Origin of the sequence: Paenibacillus favisporus (genome assembly GCF_040545415.1) — a bacterium.
Lineage (GTDB): Bacteria > Bacillota > Bacilli > Paenibacillales > Paenibacillaceae > Paenibacillus_AQ > Paenibacillus_AQ favisporus.
Map to the genome: position 1 here is coordinate 361222 of NZ_JBEPLV010000003.1, position 20535 is coordinate 381756.

A 20535-nucleotide genomic window follows, 5' to 3' on the forward strand; every position below is an offset into this window, starting at 1 on the left:
ACGATGATGACAGGAGAGCCTTTTTTCTCAAAGTGCTCTTTGGTTATCCGTTGAAAACCATGCCTTGTTCAGCGAAATGAATTGTTCAAGGGAACGCGGCTCTCGCCCGGTTACGCTTTGGCGCAACGAGTATCCGTGCCCGTGTCCGGCATTCGTGAAGTTCTGCATGAAGTAGGAAGGGCGCAGAACGGCCCATTCGGGGGCATGCTGACGAAGATAATGGTGAACGGCGCCGAAGACGGGTCCATTTTCCGGAATCGAGGCACTGGATAACAGGACGAAGCGCTTAACCGAGGCGTCAAGTGCTCTGCGGATAAAAGGAATCATGACCTCTTCAGGGTGCATACTTGCGGGTGCAACCAAATACACGGCATGAACGTCCTTATTTTTCTGACTGAACAGTCAAATATATTCGGACCAATCGATCAAAAAAAAGATCGATCTGGGCCATTGGCACTGTTTTTTTTGCTTTCGCTAAAGTGTAATTTTTAACTTTTAACTGGCAGAAAAATGACAGATTTTAATCGGCATAGTAGAATAATAGAGAAATCATGTTTACCAGCAATGAACGGTGTAAAATTATGTCGAGAGAGGGATTTGACCATGTCGGATCAGCATTTGAAACCGGATTCGCAAGAGAGCCAGGTTCAGTCCAAGGAACTGCTCGATGCGCTGATGGCTTTTAAAAAGGGAGATTTTACATACCGCATGCCATACGATCAGACGGGCATCGCCGGAAAAATCGCAGACACCTTTAATGAGATCATGGAAATGCAGGAGAGCCTTGTGTCCGAAATCGATACCGTTGCCAGGGTTGTCGGTAAAGAGGGCAAGCTGTCGCGCAGGTTTTCCCATAAAAATACCGGCGGGTCTTGGGAGGCGGCCGTAGAATCGTTAAACGGTCTTGTCAGTGATCTGATCCAGCCGACCAGCGAGATGGTGCGCGTGATCAACGCGGTTGCCCAGGGCGATTTGCGGCAAAAGGTAGATCTGGAGTTTGAAGGGCGGCCGCTGACCGGCGAGTTCAAAAAATCCGCAAACAACATCAACAAGATGGTCAACCAGCTGAGCAAGTTTGCTTCCGAAGTGACCCGCGTAGCCAAAGAGGTGGGGACCGAAGGCATTTTGGGCGGTCAAGCCGATGTTGAAGGCGTCTCGGGGACATGGAAGGATCTGACCGACAGCGTGAACGGCATGGCGGCTAATCTGACGAGCCAGGTCCGCAGCATCGCCGAAGTGACGACGGCAGTGGCCAAGGGCGATCTCACTAAGCAGATCACGGTCAATGCCAGCGGCGAAATTTTGGAATTGAAAAATACGATTAATACGATGGTGGAACAGCTGTCTACCTTTGCGTCCGAGGTCACCCGAATGGCCCGCGAGGTCGGCACGGAAGGAAAGCTCGGCGGGCAGGCGAACGTCAAGGGCGTGTCCGGCACGTGGAGAGATTTGACGGAGAGCGTCAACGACATGGCCACGAATTTGACGGATCAGGTCCGCAATATCGCGGTCGTTACGACAGCTGTTGCCAACGGGGATTTATCGAAAAAAATTACGGCCAACGTTCAGGGTGAAATCCTGGAACTTAAAAATACGATCAACACGATGGTGGACCAGCTGTCCATGTTCGCTTCCGAAGTGACGAAGATCGCCCGCGAAGTCGGCACCGAGGGCATACTGGGCGGACAGGCGGAGGTCAGCGGCGTTGCGGGAACATGGCGTGATCTGACCGAAAGCGTCAACTCCATGGCCAGCAATCTGACCAATCAGGTCCGCAACATCGCCGAAGTGACGACAGCGGTGGCGAAGGGCGACCTGTCCAAACACATTACGGTTAACGCCAAGGGTGAAATTCTCGAGCTGAAAAATACGATCAACACGATGGTGGATCAGCTCAGCACGTTTGCGTCCGAGGTTACCCGCGTGGCCCGCGAGGTCGGAACGCTCGGCATGCTTGGCGGTCAGGCGCAGGTGAAGGGCGTGGCCGGCACGTGGCGCGATTTGACCGAGAACGTCAACTACATGGCCTCGAACCTGACGAACCAGGTGCGCAATATCGCCGTCGTTACGACGGCGGTGGCGAACGGGGACCTGTCGAAGAAGATCACCGCGGACGTGCAGGGCGAAATCCTTGAGCTGAAAAACACGATCAATACGATGGTGGATCAGCTCAGCACGTTTGCATCCGAGGTTACCCGCGTCGCCCGCGAGGTCGGCACCGAAGGGAAGCTCGGCGGACAGGCCGAGGTCCGGGGCGTCGGCGGCACGTGGAAGGATTTGACCGAAGGCGTCAACAACATGGCCCGCAACCTGACGAATCAGGTGCGGAACATCGCCGAAGTGACGACGGCGGTAGCGAAGGGCGATTTGTCCAAGAAAATTACGGTCGACGTCAAGGGCGAACTGCTCGAGCTGAAAAACACAATGAACACGATGGTGGACCAGCTCAGCAATTTCGCGTCGGAAGTAACGCGGGTGGCCAGCGAGGTCGGAACAGAAGGCAAGCTCGGCGCCCAGGCGAACGTCAAGGATGTGTCGGGTACCTGGAAGGACCTGACCGATACGGTGAACAACATGACGCGAAACCTGACGATCCAGATGCGGAACATTGCCGGTGTGACCACAGCGGTCGCCAACGGAGATCTGTCCAAGAAAATTACGGTCGACGTCAGCGGCGAGCTGCTGGAGCTGAAAAATACAGTCAATACGATGGTGGACCAGCTGAACTCGTTTGCCTCCGAGGTCACGCGCGTCGCCCGCGAAGTCGGAACGGACGGCAAGCTGGGCGGACAGGCACAGGTGAGCGGGGTCGGCGGCATCTGGAAGGATTTGACCGACAACGTTAACATTATGGCGAACAATCTGACGGATCAGGTCCGCGGCATCGCCAAGGTCGTGACGGCCGTGGCAAACGGGAACCTGAAGCAGAAGCTGAACGTGGATGCGAAAGGCGAAATTGCCGAATTGGCCGATACGATCAACAATATGACCGAGACGCTGGATACGTTCGCCGATCAGGTCATTACCGTCGCCCGTGAAGTCGGCGCAGAAGGAAAGCTGGGCGGTCAGGCAAGCGTTCCGGGAGCCGCCGGCACCTGGCGGGATTTGACCGACAATGTCAACTATATGGCGAGCACATTGACCACGCAGGTCCGTGCAATCACCAATGTGGCCACGGCGGTAGCCAAAGGGGATCTGTCCCGAACGATCGATGTCGCAGCGGCTGGCGAAGTTGCCGCGCTGAAGGACAATGTGAATGAAATGATCCGGAACTTGAAAGAGACGACCCGCATCAATACCGAGCAGGACTGGCTGAAGACCAATCTCGCCAAGTTTTCGAGATTGCTGCAGGGACAGCGCGACCTGTATGCCATCAGCCGCATGATCCTGTCGGAGCTGGCGCCGCTCGTGTCGATTCAGCATGGGGTCTTCTATATCAACGAGCCGGAGAACGACGAACCGGTGCTGACGCTGTTTGCCAGCTACGCCTACCAGAACCGGAAGCATCTGTCGAACCGCTTCCGTGCCGGCGAAGGGCTGGTCGGCCAGTGCCTCGTGGAGAAGCAGCGTATCCTGCTGACGAATGTGCCGCATGATTATGTCATGATATCTTCGGGACTCGGCGAAGCCGTGCCGCTCAATATCGTGCTGCTGCCGATTATTTTCGAGGAGCATGTGCTTGGCGTGCTGGAGCTGGCGTCCTTCCGGGCGTTTACCGAGATTGATCTGGCTTTCCTGGATCAGCTGACCGAATCGATCGGCATCGTCGTAAACACAATGCAGGCCAACCGCCGGACGGAGGAGCTGCTCATGCAGTCGCAGTCCCTGACGGAGGAGCTGCAGAAGCAGCAGATGGAGCTTCAGCATACGAATGAGGAGCTGGAGGACAAGGCGAAGCTGCTCGTCCTGCAAAAGGCCGAGGTCGAGAGCAAAAATCAGGAGGTCGAGGTTGCGAAGCAGTTCCTCGAGGAGAAGGCGGAGCAGCTTGCGCTGACCTCACGCTACAAATCGGAGTTCTTGGCCAATATGTCGCATGAATTAAGAACGCCGCTCAATTCCCTCCTCCTTCTTGCCGAACAGCTTGCGGATAACCCGGATGAGAACTTGACCGAACATCAGGTCAAATTCGCCAAAACGATCCAGGATTCAGGTCTGGAGCTGCTGAACCTGATTAATGAAATTTTGGATCTGTCCAAAATTGAATCAGGCACCGTAACGCCGGACTTCAGCGAAGTGTCCCTCAAAGCGCTGACGGACAGCCTCGACCGGTCGTTCCGCCCGATGGTGGATAACAGCCTGCTCGAGTTCAGCATCAAGGTGGATCCAAACGTGCCGGATACGGTGGTTACCGATCAGAAGCGGCTGCAGCAGGTGCTCAAAAACCTCCTGTCGAACGCCTTTAAGTTCACGGAGAAGGGCCAGGTTACTTTGGCCCTGCGGCGGGCCAGCGAAGGCTGGAGCAGGGATAACGAATCGCTGAACCAAGCGCCGAACGTGCTGTGCTTCTCGGTCAGCGACACCGGAATCGGCATTCCGGAGGACAAGCAGCAGATCATTTTCGAGGCGTTCCAGCAGGCGGACGGCAGCACGAACCGGGTGTATGGCGGCACGGGGCTCGGATTGGCCATTTCCCGCGAGATCGCCCAATTGCTTGGCGGGGAACTGACGCTTTACAGCGTCGTCGGCAAAGGCAGCATTTTCAACCTCTACCTGCCGGTCGACACGGAAATGGGGCCGCAGGAGGAAACGCCGAAATACGTGCCGGAAGTCATCGATGTCACGCCGCCGGAGCAGAAGCTGACCTTCAGCCGCAAGGCGGATGACGTGAACGACGACCGGGAGCGGATCGAGCCGGGAGATCGCGTCTTTCTCATCATTGAAGACGACGTCAAGTTTAACGAAATCCTGCTGGAGCTGCTGCACCGGAAAAATATCAAGGCCGTCATCACGACAAAAGGATCCGGCGCACTCGAGCTGGCGAGAAAATACCAGCCAGAGGCGATTACGCTCGATCTGCGCCTCGGCGACATGGACGGCTGGATGGTCATTGAGCACTTGAAGAACGACTTGGCAACCCGGCATATTCCGGTCTGCGTCATCACCGTCGAAGAGGATGAAGTTGAACTGCTCCGCAAGGGAGTCTATGAGTATGTCTGCAAGCCGGTCACCAACGAAGACCTCGAGAAGGCGCTGGATCAGCTGAGCCGGTTTGCCGCTGAACAAAGCCGCAGCCTGCTGCTGGCCGCAACGGAAGATGAGCGCTGCAAGGAATGGGCGGCTCTTCTGGGCAGCGAGGACGTGCGGATCGTCATGGCGCAGACCGCCCGAGAAGCGCTCGAGACCTTGAAGAATGAGCATTTTGACTGCGTGCTCGCGGATAACGATTTGGAGGATATGAACGTTCTGCAGTTCGTCCGGGAAATGCAGAAAAATCCAAAGAACAAGCACATGCCATTGGTCTTGAACCGTAGCGTCAAATGGAACCATGACCAGGAGGAGGAACTGGAAGAGCTAACCAAATCCGCGGTCATCAAAGAGGTCAAGACGCCAGCCCAGATGATCGACGAGACAAGCCTGTTCCTGCACCGCAAGCCGGATGACCTGCCAGAACAGGCGGGAGAGCTTGTGCGCAAGCTGTATCAATCCGACGAGATGATTCAGTATAAAAAGGTTCTGGTAGTGGACGACGACATCCGCAACATTTTTGCCCTGACTACCATCCTGGAGCGTCATCAGATGATGGTCGTTCCTGCCGAAAACGGACACGAGGCTATTCAAATTCTGGAGCAGACGCCGGATATCGAGATCGTGCTGATGGACATCATGATGCCGGTTATGGATGGTTACGAAACGACGCGGGCGATCCGCAGCAAGCCGCAGTTCAAAGATCTCCCGATCATTGCTCTGACCGCCAAGGCGATGAAAGGCGACCGTGAGGAATGCCTGGAAGCCGGCGCATCCGACTACATTACCAAGCCGGTGAACAGTGCGCAGCTGTTGTCGATGATCCGCAGCTGGCTCGGAACGACGGCATCTGAGGAGGATGCCGGACCGGACCAGGAGGAGTAGAAGGAACGGACATGTTAGAGATGTTTCCCGCTGTTTGTGGTGGGAGGCATCTCTTTTTCTATTCTCGGAAAAGTCCCTATCACAGTAAGCCCCTGTTCTTTGATCCTGCTTGGCGGGGAGAGCGTGATTTCCAGGGATGTTTTGCCTTTCGGCGGAATGGTTAGACTCTTTATAGAAGGGCCGCGGCCGCTTCATCGGCGCCAACCGTACCCGGAGATGAAGGCAACGACTACTACGCAGAAAGAAGGGCTTTTCAATGAACGAATCTCTCAAATCCGTAACCGACTGGCTGAACGCACATAAACAGCAGACCGTTATGATCCGCAAACAGGAGCTTGAGGACACCGACCAGACACGTATCACGCTGGAGGATGTGGAATACAAGCCGAGCACACCGACAATTGACGAATATACCGAAGGGGATTCGCTGATCCTGCACGGCAGCGGAGCTGTGGTGAACGAGCAGGGAGATGTCCCCCTTCCGCAGAGCACATACCAAATTTACGTTGACGGATTGAAGCACGCGGATGTGCAGGAGCAGCAGCTTTCCATGGAAACGGAACGGGCAAAATATGAAATTTTCATACAATCTTGAAAAATTTCAATAAGTATCTTTGCATATTCCAATAAATGTGGTAAAGTAAAAACTGACCTTATGACTGGAATTGAAAATTGGTCAGTTTTTGCTGATACGCGTTTAGATGGGAGGAGAACATCATAGGATCGGTCGACCGGAAGAAACAGGTGCTGGGCGCGGCTGCCCAGTCCTTTTCCTTGTTCGGGTACAAGGCGACGACGATGGAGCAGGTAGCGAAGATCGCTAATGTGGGAAAAGGAACGATTTATACGTTTTTTGATACGAAGGAACAGCTGTTTGACGAAATTCTGCACGGCGTCATCTCCGAAATGAAAACGATCATTGAGCGGGAAGTGGATCACCGGAAGCCGTTTTTCGACAACCTGTTCCGGGTTCTGGATTCCCTTCTGGAATTCCGGGGGGAGCATGAGCTGCTGATCAAGCTCTCACAGGAGGTCAGAGACTTCGGGACGCCACAGTCCCAAGAGGCGATGAGCCGGGTGGAGGGTGTCATCCTCGGCTATATGGAGAAGGAAGTCCGGTTCGCGGTGGAGCAGCACGAAATCCGTGAATGCGATCCGTCCGTCGTCGCTTTCCTCATGCTGAAAATGTATGTCGCCTTGACGTCCGAATGGAACAAACAGCATCAAGAAACGTTAACCAAGGCGGAAATCAGACAGCACTTCCGGCTGTTTCTGGAAGAAGGGCTGTCTGTGAAATAACCGGGCATGCGTTATATCCCTTTATAAGAGCAGGGACCGCTGCGGCCCTTAACAGGCGCCACGGCGAAGTACCCGAGTACGTCTCGGAGCAATGGCCCCACGATGTGGGGTCCTTTTGTCCGGAGTATTTCCGTATGCGCAAAACTGACCAATTGAAGAAATCAGTCAATGATACTCGGGAGTGTCTGAGTCATACTAAATAACGTAAAGGGGGAAGCCCGGGAACATGAAATCAATAGCCGTGTTTTTTAAAGATTTGGCGGCGGCCGTAAAAAATCCGAAAGTGCTCATTCCGGTCATTGCCGTCATGTTTATTCCGATTTTGTACAGCGGCGTATATCTGGCGGCCTTTTGGGACCCCTACGGTCATCTGGACCAACTGCCGGTAGCGGTGGTCAACAAGGATAAGGGCGCCGAATTCAAAGGCAAGCAGCTGCACATCGGAGACGACTTGGTGGACGAACTGAAGAAAGGCAAGGACTTTGACTGGGAATTCGTCAGTGAAAAAGAAGCTGAGCAGGGAATCAAGGATAACCGCTATTATATGAAAATTACGATCCCCGAGGATTTTTCCAGCAAAGCGACGACGCTGATGGATGAAAATCCGCAGCCGGCCAGCATCGAATACGAGCCGAACGGAGACTACAACTTTGTGGCCTCCCAGATCGGCAATACGGCCGTAAAAGATATCAAGTCCAAAGTATCCGCGAAGGTAACGGAATCGTATACCGACAGCCTGCTGGACAATTTTACGGAGGTATCGGACGGTTTGGCTGAAGCCGGTGAAGGCGCGGGCAAGCTGCACAACGGCACCAATGATCTGGATGAAGGAGCCGTCAAGCTGAAGGAAAACCTCGGCAAGCTGGCCGCAGGCACACTGGAAGCGAAGGACGGTATGGGTCCGCTGGCCAAAGGGGCCAGCGACCTGACCAAAGGTGTTGGCGACCTGGAAGGCGGCGCCAAGCAGCTTGCCGGCGGGCTCAGCCAGCTGAGCAGCGCGCAGGGTCAGCTGACCGCAGGGGCCGTGTCGGCCCAGAAGGGCGGCGAGCAGCTGTATCAAGGGCTGCAGTCTTCGCTCAAGGGCGCCCAAGACCTGAATGCCGGTCTGAAGAGCGCCGATGAGGGCGCGGCCGGACTGGAATCCGGTCTGAAGGCGTCGGAGAAGGGAAGCGCCGATCTGGCGAGCGGCCTTGAATCTTCCGCAGGCAGCGCACAGAAGGTCGCCGACGGCGCCAAAGGCGTGGCCGACGGCCTGCAGCAGCTGGCCAAAGCGAGCCCTGAGCTCGCGGCAAACCCTGAGCTGCAGAAGCTGATCGCAGCCAGCCAGGCGGTAGCCGACGGCAGTGCCCAGCTCGCGCAGGGTCAGCAGCAGCTGCTCAGCGGGGCGAACTCGCTGCATGACGGCCAGAAGAAGCTGGCCAGCGGCGCGGCCCAGCTGCATGCGGGCACGCAGCAGCTCACCGCAGGCAGCGGACAGCTCGTACAAGGCCAGCAGCAGCTCGTGGCCGGCGCATCCAAGCTGAATGCCGGCCAGCAGCAGCTTACGGCCGGCCTGCAAACGTTCGGCCAGAAGCTGTCCGAAGCGGCCGGCGGCAGCCAGAACCTGGTGGGCGGCGCCCAGCAGCTCCTGGCAGGATCCAGCCAGCTGCAGGGCGGCGTGAACAAGCTGGCCAGCGGGCTCGGAACACTTGCTGACGGTTCGCAGCAGCTGAACAGCGGCGCAGGTGACCTGAAGAGCGGCATCAGCAAGCTGGAGGACGGTTCGAAGGAGCTGCAGACGAAGCTGACGGACGCGGCGGATAAAACCTCCGAGCTCAAGAAGACCGATGCGCTTGTGGAAATGTTCGCTTCCCCGGTTGATACGAAGGAAATCGATGACCGCAAGGTGCCGAACTATGGCACGGGCCTGACGCCGTACTTCATGTCGCTCGGCCTGTTCGTCGGAGCGCTCATTTCGACGCTGGTCATTTCGCTCAAAGGAACGACGGTTCCTGGCGCTTCCGGCTTCAGCCGATTTGTCAGCCGCTCGCTGTCCTTCGCAGGCATGAGCTTGTTCCAGTCCGTGGTCGCGGCAGCGATCATTTTGTATGGACTGGGGCTGGAGGTTCGAAGCGTACCACTCTTCTTCCTCTTCTCCTTTATTACGAGCTTGACGTTTATGTTTATCGTGCAGGCGTTCGTCACCTGGCTGGATATGCCGGGACGCTTCCTGATCATCATCCTGCTGATTCTGCAGCTGGCAACCAGCGCCGGAACGTTCCCGCTGGAGCTGATTCCGGATTGGCTGAAGCCGCTGAATCCTTGGCTTCCGATGTCCCACAGCGTGCTCGGATACAAGGCGATTATCGCCAGCGGAGATTTCGATCTGGTGTGGAAGCAGGCAGGCATCCTGGGTATCGATGCCGTGATTTTCCTTGCTTTGACCCTTGTCTACTTCCTGATCAAGGGCCGCAAGGCGAAGGAAGTTCCTGCAGAGCCGCAAACGGCTTAATTGCACCGCGATAACAATCCATTCACAGGAGTTCCGGTTCTTCCCATCGAAGGACCGGAGCTCCTTTTCGCCTTATCACGCATAAGATGATACGGGTAGATTTCGGACATTGACGATATTGGGTATAATAAGAAGATACAGACAGGAATGAGGGTAGATAAAAAGATGATAATTCTGAAGACGAAAGACCAGATCAAGTACATGAAAGAAGCGGGCGAAATTTTGGCTGCCTGCCACCGTGAGATCCGCAAGATGATCGCTCCCGGCATCACCACTATAGAGATTGACCGTTTCGCAGAACAATTTATCCGCAAGCATGGGGCTACACCCGAGCAGAAAGGATACAACGGTTTTCCTTATGCGACCTGTACTTCGGTAAACGACGTGATCTGCCACGGCTTTCCGGGCAAAACGGTGCTGAAGGACGGGGATATCATTACCGTGGATATGGTGGTCAACCTGAAAGGCTGGCTGGCCGACTCTGCATGGTCCTATCCGGTCGGAAACATTTCCGAGCAGGCGCAGCGCCTGCTGGACGTGACGCATGAATCCCTGTACAAAGGAATCGAGAAGGCGGTCATCGGCAACCGGATCGGCGACATTTCGCATGCAATCCAGGTTTATGCCGAAGGTGAAGGCTTCTCGGTCGTACGCGATTTCATCGGCCACGGCATCGGGGAGGAAATGCACGAAGCGCCGCAGGTTCCCCACTACGGGCCGGCGAATGTGGGTCCACGGCTGAAAGAAGGCATGGTGATTACGATCGAACCGATGCTGAATACCGGCACTTACCGGAGCAAGATGGACAGCGACGGATGGACCGCCAGAACGCTGGACGGCGGACTGTCGGCCCAGTACGAGCATACCCTCGCGATTACGGCGAACGGTCCGGAAATTTTGACGGCACAGTAATCGAACTCTCTAGACGGCCTTCAGAAATACAAAAAGAGAAGCATCCTTGTGATGCTTCTCTTTTTTATGTGGAGCATAAGTTATTTCAAATACACCGCAACGCAGATGATGATGGCCAGGACCACGGTCACCACGTACATGGAAGTCAGCTTGGACAAATTCTTCTTCGTACGATGCTCGTATTCCGGGTTACGCTTCTTGTTTTCTGCGGAAAAACCGACCCAGAACGTCCCGACAGCAGCCAGCAGGGCGATGCCGATCACGACGATGTAAATCCACATATACAATCACCTTCCTTGATCCCTGGCTGTGCATGACAGGAACGCATTCTTTGCTTCATCATACCATGCACCGGTGGATCAGTGAACCCTTTGCTTGTACTTTCCGGAGTTCACCATCGTAATGGTGACGTCCACGTTTTTCAGCATATCCTCGGTCAAAATAAAATCGGACTGCTTGCTGAGCTCCCTCCATTTGTCAGGGTATTTCCGGTACAGCTTGTCCTCCAGCATCAGCACGTCGGATTTCAGGGCAACGCCTTTTTTATAGCTCTCGATGACTTCCTTCTTGACCAGTTCAGCGGCCATTTTCTCCAGCGTCGACTCGGGTGTATCCTTGATGAGCAAATCTACGTAGGATTTTAGACCGATCCGGATATTGAAATGTATTTTATCGTTCTCCAATTTGGGTTCGACGACAAAATGCGGCTTCATCAGGATCAGGGTGGCTACGGGAGTCTGACCGATAGGAATGTTGACGGGTGACCGTTCAAGCTGCCGCTGAATCCAGCGGGTTCCCCTCAGGTCATCCTCCGAGAGCCATCCGCGAAGCTCCCTGTTGTCAAAGAAATATGCGCCGGATACCCGGTGCATCGGGTGATCCTTTTTATCCTCATACCAGTCCTTATAGTCGATCGTCAACGAAGGAAGAATTGCTGTCCCGCTTGGTTCTCTCAGCTGGGCCAAAATTTTGAACTCGTAAATGGGCAGGATGAACGAACGCTGCGTATAAATCTGCTGCGGTGATTCCAATACGCTTTCCAGCGGAGAAAAATTCAGGATGGACTTCTCCGTCAAAATGTCTTGAACCGGATCTCTCGTCCCGTACAGCAGCACGTTATAGCGGATCTCCCGGAACCGGTTCAGCATGTCAAACACTTGGTCCATGCCATGCTTGAGCAGCCGCTCGGAACAAACGACCGCTTTCATATGGCCCCAAAATACACGGCGCTGGGCCGTCGAGTAGATGGACGTCAGCGATTCGGTCACGGTCTTCCCTTCTCCCGTACCGATCCAGATCGGCACAACTTTACCGACCTGGGCATTTTGGGATTGAGCAACATTCGAGAAGTTCAGCACCTGAATGTAGCTTTTATATTTTCCATCCACATAATCAAGTCCGATCGCGGTCACATAGGCCATATTCTGAATATCCTTGGAGTTCCAGCATCCCGGCAGGAGAAGCAGCAGCGCACAGCACACGATGGATAGCACTGTTCTTTTCATGTCGGAGATTCCCCTTGATGATCCGGATCCTGCGGATTCAGGAAGGAGGTGCGGCTTTTGACTTTATCCCACGGCAGACGGATGACCGAGTTGATAAAATCCTTGAACCGGAAAGGCGAAACCGGCGCAAGATAGGACTCTCCGAACGTCCGGAGGCGGGATACGTAGATCAGCAGCAGAATCAAGCCGAGAATGAGACCGTACATGCCCAGAAACGAGGCGATCAGGAACAAGGTGAACCGGATAACACTGATGACCGAGGTTAAGCTTTGGTTGACCAGGGTCGCGCCGGTGACGGTCGTAATGGCGCCTACGACGACCGATGACGGAGAGACCAGCCCGGCACGGATGGCGGCGTCACCGATGATGAGACCGCCAATGACGGTCAAGGTCTGGCCGATCGTGGTGGGCAGCCGGATGCCGGCCTCGCGGAAGATCTCAAACAGCAGGAGCAGCAGAAACAGCTCCATCTGAGCGGAAAAGGGCAGGCCCAGACGAGTCACTGATATGGTCGCCAACATCCGGTATGGGAGCTGGTCCTGGTGAAATGCGGTCAAGGCCACCCAGAATCCCGGAAGAGCCACGGACAAGACGAGACTGAGCACGCGAATCAGGCGCACGAAGGAGACATAAATGTAGTTAAAGTGGATGTCTTCCGGCGACTTCATGAGCAGGGACAGCGAGCCAGGACCAGTAAGCGCCATCGGATTGCCGTCTACGATGATGACAAATCTCCCGTTGATCAACGAGCTGACCGCATAATCCGGCCGGCCCGTAAAATCGATCAGCGGCAGCAGGGAATACTTCGAGTCGGACAGCAGTTCCTCCAACTGGCTCGCCGTATACAGTCCGTCCATGTCGATTTTGGACATCCGCTTTTTGACTTCCTCCAGAAGCTTCGGTGAGATGATGTCATCAATGTAAAGAAGCGATACGCGCGTACGCGTTCGTCTGCCCATAATAAATGTCTCATTGCAGAGTGTTGTGCTGCGGAGCCGCTTGCGGATCAGCGCGACGTTTGTGCTGATATCTTCGGTGAAACCGTCTTTCGGACCTTTGACAGAAATTTCAGTGGTAGACTCTTCCGGGGTCCGCTTGGGCATGCTGCTGATGTCCATCGTATACAGCTCGTTGGTATGCGGGAGGAACAGGACGACACTCCCCTGAAAGACCGCTTCTTCCACCTCGCTGCTGGGCGCGTTGTGCTTTAGCGCACTCAGCGGAAGTTTGCCTGCAAGCAGTTCGCCTTTTTTGGATGGAAGGCCGTCTTTCTCATACATGTCGTAGAGCTCCGGCAGAATGACTTTGCCGATCTGCGACGACTCGCACAGACCATCAGCAAAGACCAATACGATTTCCGAATAAGGATTGGATTTGCTGAGCCGATGCATTTGGACTTTAATATCTGCACTTTTCGCAAACAAATCGTTCAGCTTACTGAAATTCCAAAGCGTCGGATCCTCCGAGGGGTTGTCTTCCTTTTGGTCTTTTTGGGACTTGTTATCATCCGACTGGCCGTCTTCTGAAGTTTCGTTATCGGTATTTTCATTTCTACTTTTACCTTTGCCGTTCTCTGCATCTTCATCGTTTCTTTTATCCTTGTCATGCTCGGACCCGCTGTTGTCCCCGTTGTCATCTTCGGTGTCGTCCAGCGGTGCGCGATTTTCCTGGCCCGATTCTTCTGAAGACGGATCTTCCGATGAATGGTCGCGCCGTTTACCTTGATCCCCGCTTTTTTCTTGATCCTGGTCACGTTTATCACCGTGCGGATGACCTTCTAATTTCTGGTCCTCTGCAGGTTCATTGCTCCCTTGGGGCAAGTTACGTTTATTTTCAGTATCCGTCATGTCGTACGTTCCCTCCTTTTCTCCGGAATGAAGGACATGCCAACGCACATCAGGGAATACACGATTCCCAAGATCAGCGATGCCGGAAAATAAAACCGGTACATCATGTTATAAAAGTCCTGCTGGCTGTACGGAAACATGCACAGCACGATGTAACTGAACGTAAGGGCGAGGATAAATCGGTTCCGCATCGTTTGACTGGAGAAAGGCATAATATCCGCAAGCAAAAACAAGGATAGGCTCACCCGTACGGTTGACCCGGCAAGCCACTGATACACCGACAAAAAGTCCACATGTTCCACATAATCGCCGATTTTGACAAGCCGCCACTGCTCATAAGGGGACGTGGCCTGCTTGGCCGCTTCATACGGCCCGAATTCGGTAATGGCTCCTATAACGGGTCCCAGCGTAATCCAAACCATCAACAGCGCAAACACGACCATATGCCAGGGTTTCACATTCGACCGGATCCGGTGCTGCATCGTGACGATGACGATGAGTTCGATGAACGCACCTCCCGCATACAGCATGCCATGAACAGGCGGCACCCAGCCGTGCTCCATCAGGGGGAACAGCAATTTGTAATTTTTGTGCGCCGTATTGGCAACCGAGACGAAAATCCCCAGGAAGACGACAATAGGCAGCAGGACGCCAGCTCCAATAGCCATGGAGCGCAGCCCGGTTTTTGCCATGTACAGGCAAACAAGCGCCAGTACGGTAACGAGCACCAGCTTCGGCGTGGCCGGCAGGTAATTGGTGATCGTCCAGGTGGAGGTATGAAGAAGCGTAAGGCCACCTATTAAATACAAATACAGGCATATCGGGGCCATGAGGACCCAGGAAATCCATGGTTTGGTCCGATCGGCAAGCCACGGCTGCAGCTTCCGGTTTCCGGATCTCTTCATGAACAAGACGAGCAGCAGTGACCAGGGCACGTAAAAGACCGCCGCCATGATGACGGAAACCCAGGCATCTCTGCCGGACGAGTCCAGAATCATGGGATTCACAATGACATGACTGGTCAGCCCGTTCATTAACATGAGGATCATACAGATTTGGGAGAAACTCATTCGATTGACAGAACCCATCGCGCTTATCACTCTATTCCGGTTAGGCTTTGGTAAAGATTATGGATAGTATGGTAAAGAACGGTGGATTTTATGTATTTACATCGATTGAACAAAAGTTTTGCATGGAATAAAAAAAAGACCGTGCCAATACCGGCACGGCCTGTTCCTATTATTTTATTCCTTCCGCAGCAGCGCTTCGCCTGCAATGCCCGGATTGGTCATTTGGTAAGGATCGAGGATGATGTTCAGCTCTTCTTCCGTCAACACGTTGTACAGCAGGCACAGCTCCCGAACCGACTTGCCGGTCGTGATCGCTTCGCGCGCAATGCGGGAGACGACTTCGTAGCCGAGGTGCGGATTCAGTGCCGTAATAATGCCGACGCTGTTCTCGACATACTCCCTGCACCGCTCCACATTAGCCTGAATGCCCTCGACGCAGTGCTCGCGGAACACCCGGAAGCCCTGATTCATAATTTCCAGCGACTGCAGCAGGTTGTAGACGAGAACCGGCTCCATGACGTTCAGCTCCAGCTGGCCGGCTTCGGATGCCAGGCAGATCGTGTGGTCGTTACCGATCACCTGGAACGCGATTTGGTTGATAACCTCGCACATGACCGGATTGACCTTCCCCGGCATAATGGAGGAACCCGGCTGGCGTGAAGGGAGAGAAAGTTCCCCAAGTCCTGCCCGTGGGCCGGAAGCCATCAGCCGGATATCGTTGGCGACTTTGGACATGTTCATCATGCAAATTTTTAAAGCGGCGGACACCTCGGTGTAGGCGTCGGTATTCTGGGTGGCATCGACAAGATGATCCGCTGCCTGCACCGGAAAACCGCTGAGCTCTGCCAGAATTTCGGCCACGCGCTTGATGTAGGTCAAATCGGCATTGAGGCCTGTACCGACCGCCGTTGCGCCCATATTAATATGCAGCAGGTTGTTCTTGGTGGCTTTGACCCGCTCAATGTCACGGCCCAACACGCGGGCGTATGCTTGGAATTCCTGCCCGAGACGGATCGGAACGGCGTCCTGCAGATGGGTTCTGCCCATCTTGATCACCGCGTCAAACTCGTTGGCTTTATTGACGAAGGCCTGGTGCAGATCGGTCATAGTCGCCACGAGCTTGTCAATCATGGTCAGTGTTGCCAGATGGACGGCGGTCGGAAACGAATCGTTGGTCGATTGGGCCATGTTGACATGGTTGTTCGGGCTGATATCGGCGTAGCTGCCTTTTTCCTTGCCCATCAATTCCAATGCTCGGTTCGCAATCACTTCGTTCGTATTCATATTTATCGATGTACCGGCGCCGCCCTGGATCGGATCCACGATAAATTGGTCGAGCCACTCACCGCCAATGATCTCATCTGCGGCTTGTACAATGGCCTCACCTTTGGCTGGAAGCAGCCGTTTGATTTCCATATTAGCCAAGGCTGCAGCCTTTTTGACCATGGCCATCGACCGGATCAGTTCAGGATGCAGACGCTGTCCGGTAATCGGAAAGTTCTCCTTTGCGCGCAGGGTTTGAATGCCGTAGTATGCATGGTTGGGAACTTCTTTGGTGCCTAGAAAATCTTTTTCCAATCTCATGAAAATCAATCCTCCGGGTATCTGTACTGGATAAGTCAAAGAGCCGCATGTAAACGCTGTGATTTGTCGGACTCGCTACCATTATACGCTGGTTGTCTTGAAATTTGCTAGTTTATTGTCAACGAGGGGTGTAAAGATCATTCATTTGTCCACTGAAAACGGACGATACGGACCTGGGGGAAGGTGAATGACGTACTTCTACACATACGATTGAATTTTGTATTGGTGGCAAGGCTTACAAAGAAGGAGCTTTTACACTTCGCACAGCTTGGCACAAAAAAGAGGAGGCGTATCATGTTCATAGTCTGGCAGTCAGCGGTTGTAGCGCTTGCATGTATCCTGCTGCTTCGGATCAGCGGCCGCAAGTCGATTTTCCAGATGACGGTTGAGAACTGGAAAAGATTTGGAAGGCCAATTTCCCGCAGATGCTTGTTCCCGAGCCTCCGGAGGAGAGGAACATGTTCAGAGAAGTCATTGACAATGCCGACCAACCGATGACACAGGATCGTCTTCATTAACATACCCGGAGGATGGCCGTTTATGATTCGTCACATCGAAGAATTGGTGAACAGGCCAAGAAGCCCGGGTATGCGAACAAGCATACCCGGGCTTCTCTATAAAATAAGCGTATAAATCGGTTAAACGGAATGCGGAACCTTTACGTCAGGATTTACGTCAGCTTCATAATCGACGCCATCCGTCTCAAAGCCGAACAGCTGGAAGAATTCACGGCGGTACCCATGAAGATCGGTCAGATCATAGATGTTGTCCGATGTGATGCTGTTCCAGATGTCGGCGACTTCAGCCTGCACATCTTCGCGTAGCTCCCAGTCGTCGATGCGGATTCTGCCGACTTCATCCACAGGCGTTTCGCCGCCGGTATACAGACGGTCGGTAAACAGGCGGTACGTCTGCTCGATGCATCCTTCGTGAATGCCTTTTTCTTTCATGACCTTGTACAAGGCGGAGATGTACAGCGGTACGACTGGGATCGCCGAACTGGATTGGGTCACCAGCCCTTTGCTGACAACGACATAAGCGCGTCCGTTTTTGGCCGCCAGCTGGTCGTTCAGCTTCAGCGCAGTGGCTTCCAGGTGATCCTTGGCTTTGCCGATGGAGCCTTCCCGGTACACGGCCTGGGTGATGTCCGATCCGATGTAGGAGAAGGAAATGGTGGCGGCTCCGTCGGCCAGCACGCCGCCCTGCTCCAGCGCATCGATCCACAGCTGCCAGTCGTCCCCGCCCATGACCGCAACCGTACCGCGGACTTCTTCTTCCGTAGCGGGTTCAATCGTCACTTCGCTGATTTCGCCGGTGTGGAAGTTGACGGTTTTATTCGTATAGGGCTTACCCAGCGGTTTAAGGGTGGAATTGTACACTTCGCCGGTGACCGGATCGGTTCTTCGGGCGGATGCCACACTGTACACCACCAGGTCGACCTGACCGAGTTCGGAACGAATCAATTCCACCGTTTTCTCCTTCGTTTCAGTCGAGAAGGCGTCCCCTGTCACGCTGAAAGATTTAAGCCCGGCCGCCTCAGCTGCTTGTTCAAACGCAGCGGAATTGTACCATCCGGCGGAGGCTGTCCGTTTCTCGGAACCGCTGCTTGGGCGGTATACGCCTACGGTATTCGCTCCGGCCCCGAATGCAGCTGTGATGCGTGCCGCCAAGCCATAGCCGGTCGACGCGCCGATCACGAGCACGTTTTTCGGCCCTTGGACGGCCGGCTTGGATTTGACGTAATCGATTTGGGCCTGGACCTGCGCAGCGCATCCTACAGGATGTGCCGTCGTGCAGATAAAGCCCCGAGTTCTTGGTTTGATGATCATGTGAATGATTATCCTCTCTTTTTAAAGTAAAGTATCGTTTGTTTGGAGTCAGGTTTATGTATCCCATACGGGCAGCCACTGAGGAAACTCCTTTAATGATATTATATCTAAAAACCGAAATACAAGGGTTTAAGTGGTGAACAGTAGAAGCGGAGAGATTTCGGGATGTCCAGCTATTTGACAATGAGAATCATTATCAAGCAAGATGGATACAGTCCGGACATCACGGAGCCGACATGAGGCGATGATTCCGCAGGAATACAGCAATTATATCGATTGACGGGAGGAACCACCTATGTTTATTCAATTAAGAACAATGGCTGTGCAAAAAGGGTACAGCGAACAGGTTGCCGCCAGATTCACCAAGGACGGCCCGATGGACGAGATGAACGGTTTGATCGACAGAACGGTCATGGTCAATACCCGTGGAAGAGAGCAGGACGAAGTCGTCGTCATGATCCGCTGGGAGTCCCAGGAAGATTGGAAAAATTGGGAGAAAAGCGACGCGCATCTTCAAGGTCATCGCGACAAGAAGGGCCAGGAGCCGCCAGCCTATATGATCAGCACAACCGTCAAAATGTATGAAGTGCAGGCTGTGAAGCCGGGCAAGGCTTCTTCCAGCACTAATTAACATTGGGAAACAAGAAAAAACCGCCCATAATGGCGGTTTTTTTGTGGCTTTCACCGATTATTCTGGGGCGTCCTCTCCGGCCGGCTCTGCAGATGCTGCTCGGACTCTGTGCCCGTAAATCCGGTACAGTACAATTCCGAATAGCGTTCCCGCCAGCGACATGCCGGATATCGTCAGAAACAGTGTCCTCCCGCCGAATGCCTCATACAGCGCACCGCCTGCAAAGGAAGCGATAATGCCGGAAACCCCGAAGAACAGCAGCGCCAGCACCGTCTGCCCGGTTGCCCGCCATTCGACCGGAACGATGCGGTACAGGTACTGAATGGCGGCGGAATAAAACACCGGAAAGGTGAGCAGCTGCAGTAACTGCAAATAGGCGAGGAGATGCGGATCCTCAATCCAAGCTGATGCGAAAAAGCGTACAAAGTAAAAGAATCCCGAAAAGGCGATCAGCATCAGCTCGCTGCCTTTGCGAAGCCACCAGAAGCTCAAGGCGAACACGACGATTTCGCTTCCGGCTGCCAGAAACCAGGCTTGTCCCACCAGGCTGGCCGTCCCGCCCAGCTCCTTGATGTAAACCCCTAAATAAGTATCGTTCATCCGCGCGGGGATCGAACTGATAAAGACCAGGATGAGAAAAAGCAGAGTTTCTCTGCTGCTGAGAAAATGCTTCAGGCTGGAAAGGGTGACCGGTTTGCCCGACACCGGAGCGTCCGGCATGAACAGCGTAATGACAAAGCTAACCAGCCCGATGGCCGCAAACAAATACGCCAGGCTGTGCGCGCCGTACGAAGTCATGATATAGCCTGCGAACAATGACATCACTGCATAGCCAAGCGCCCCGTAGGTGCGAAGCGAGCCGTAGCTGATCCCCGCCGATTCGGCGACGCGGAAATTCAGGCTTTCCGTCAGCGGATCGACAGGCATTAGAAAAAAGTAGGTGAGCATGGCAAACAGGATGATCAGGCTGTATGTGCCGGTATGGTACAAGACAAAGCCAGTCATGATAGCGCAAACAAGAAGGAGCAGCAGCACTTTCCGGATCGTTTTGGTCCGGTCGCTGATCATCCCCCACAGCGGCTGGGCCACAATCGTGATAAATCCTCCCGTACCGACGATGAAGCCGATCTGGGAAGGCGATAGTCCCTGCTCATCAAAATATACGGGAAGAAACGGAATGAAAATGGCCAACAGGGCGAAAAACAGAAAATTGAACGCTTTAACAGGAGCGGAAGTTCTCATGGGTACAATAGATCCCTCACGTCATTTTGGAAATAGGTTGAATCGCGTTAGGACAT

General features: G+C 54.0%; 14 protein-coding genes. 6 read left to right on the plus strand and 8 right to left on the minus strand.

Annotation, left to right across the window (positions count from 1 at the left end; genetic code table 11):
- Positions 1-27 precede the first annotated feature (27 nt).
- Positions 28-369 (minus strand): Rossmann-fold NAD(P)-binding domain-containing protein, encoded by a 342-nt coding sequence (locus ABID47_RS14845; RefSeq protein ID WP_354497753.1) that lies wholly within the window; start codon positions 367-369, stop codon positions 28-30.
- Between the two features lie 234 nt (positions 370-603).
- Here ABID47_RS14845 and ABID47_RS14850 point away from each other — a divergent pair, with 234 nt between their 5' ends.
- The 5 genes from ABID47_RS14850 (at position 604) to map (ending at position 10771) form a co-directional block, all read left to right on the plus strand.
- Positions 604-6069, plus strand: a complete 5466-nt coding sequence (locus ABID47_RS14850) for a HAMP domain-containing protein (protein WP_354497755.1) — start codon at positions 604-606, stop codon at positions 6067-6069.
- Positions 6070-6325: 256 nt separating this feature from the next.
- Positions 6326-6664: a hypothetical protein gene (locus ABID47_RS14855; protein WP_354497757.1), complete on the plus strand. Its 339-nt coding sequence runs from the start codon at positions 6326-6328 to the stop codon at positions 6662-6664.
- A gap of 122 nt (positions 6665-6786) precedes the next feature.
- Positions 6787-7368, plus strand: coding sequence for a TetR/AcrR family transcriptional regulator (locus ABID47_RS14860; RefSeq protein WP_105443472.1), 582 nt, complete (start codon positions 6787-6789; stop codon positions 7366-7368).
- A 226-nt stretch (positions 7369-7594) separates the two neighbouring features.
- On the plus strand, positions 7595-9859 hold the full coding sequence (locus ABID47_RS14865; RefSeq protein ID WP_354497759.1) for a YhgE/Pip domain-containing protein: 2265 nt from the start codon (positions 7595-7597) through the stop codon (positions 9857-9859).
- Between the two features lie 165 nt (positions 9860-10024).
- Entirely contained in the window at positions 10025-10771 is a 747-nt protein-coding gene (map, locus tag ABID47_RS14870) for a type I methionyl aminopeptidase (protein ID WP_076169476.1), read from the plus strand.
- Between the two features lie 80 nt (positions 10772-10851).
- Here the strand turns inward: map and ABID47_RS14875 are convergent, their stop codons facing one another.
- From ABID47_RS14875 to fabV, 6 genes are all read right to left on the minus strand, one after another.
- The gene (locus ABID47_RS14875; RefSeq protein WP_076167546.1) at positions 10852-11052 is read right to left on the minus strand and encodes a hypothetical protein; all 201 of its coding nucleotides are present in this window, start codon (positions 11050-11052) and stop codon (positions 10852-10854) included.
- 78 nt (positions 11053-11130) lie between these two features.
- The gene (locus tag ABID47_RS14880; protein ID WP_116231054.1) at positions 11131-12276 is read right to left on the minus strand and encodes a Ger(x)C family spore germination protein; all 1146 of its coding nucleotides are present in this window, start codon (positions 12274-12276) and stop codon (positions 11131-11133) included.
- The gene (locus ABID47_RS14885) at positions 12273-14123 is read right to left on the minus strand and encodes a spore germination protein (protein WP_354497762.1); all 1851 of its coding nucleotides are present in this window, start codon (positions 14121-14123) and stop codon (positions 12273-12275) included. Before ABID47_RS14885 ends, ABID47_RS14880 begins: the two co-directional genes overlap by 4 nt.
- The gene (locus tag ABID47_RS14890; RefSeq protein WP_354497764.1) at positions 14120-15193 is read right to left on the minus strand and encodes an endospore germination permease; all 1074 of its coding nucleotides are present in this window, start codon (positions 15191-15193) and stop codon (positions 14120-14122) included. Before ABID47_RS14890 ends, ABID47_RS14885 begins: the two co-directional genes overlap by 4 nt.
- Positions 15194-15367: 174 nt before the next feature.
- Positions 15368-16777 (minus strand): aspartate ammonia-lyase, encoded by a 1410-nt coding sequence (aspA, locus tag ABID47_RS14895; RefSeq protein ID WP_354497766.1) that lies wholly within the window; start codon positions 16775-16777, stop codon positions 15368-15370.
- A 638-nt stretch (positions 16778-17415) separates the two neighbouring features.
- Positions 17416-18606, minus strand: a complete 1191-nt coding sequence (gene fabV / locus ABID47_RS14900) for an enoyl-ACP reductase FabV (protein WP_076167533.1) — start codon at positions 18604-18606, stop codon at positions 17416-17418.
- Positions 18607-18901: 295 nt separating this feature from the next.
- Between fabV and ABID47_RS14905 the strand changes: the two genes are divergently transcribed.
- Positions 18902-19237: an antibiotic biosynthesis monooxygenase gene (locus tag ABID47_RS14905; RefSeq protein WP_076167530.1), complete on the plus strand. Its 336-nt coding sequence runs from the start codon at positions 18902-18904 to the stop codon at positions 19235-19237.
- A 57-nt stretch (positions 19238-19294) separates the two neighbouring features.
- Here ABID47_RS14905 and ABID47_RS14910 read toward each other — a convergent pair whose 3' ends face one another.
- Positions 19295-20479, minus strand: a complete 1185-nt coding sequence (locus ABID47_RS14910; RefSeq protein ID WP_354497769.1) for an MFS transporter — start codon at positions 20477-20479, stop codon at positions 19295-19297.
- Positions 20480-20535 lie beyond the last annotated feature (56 nt).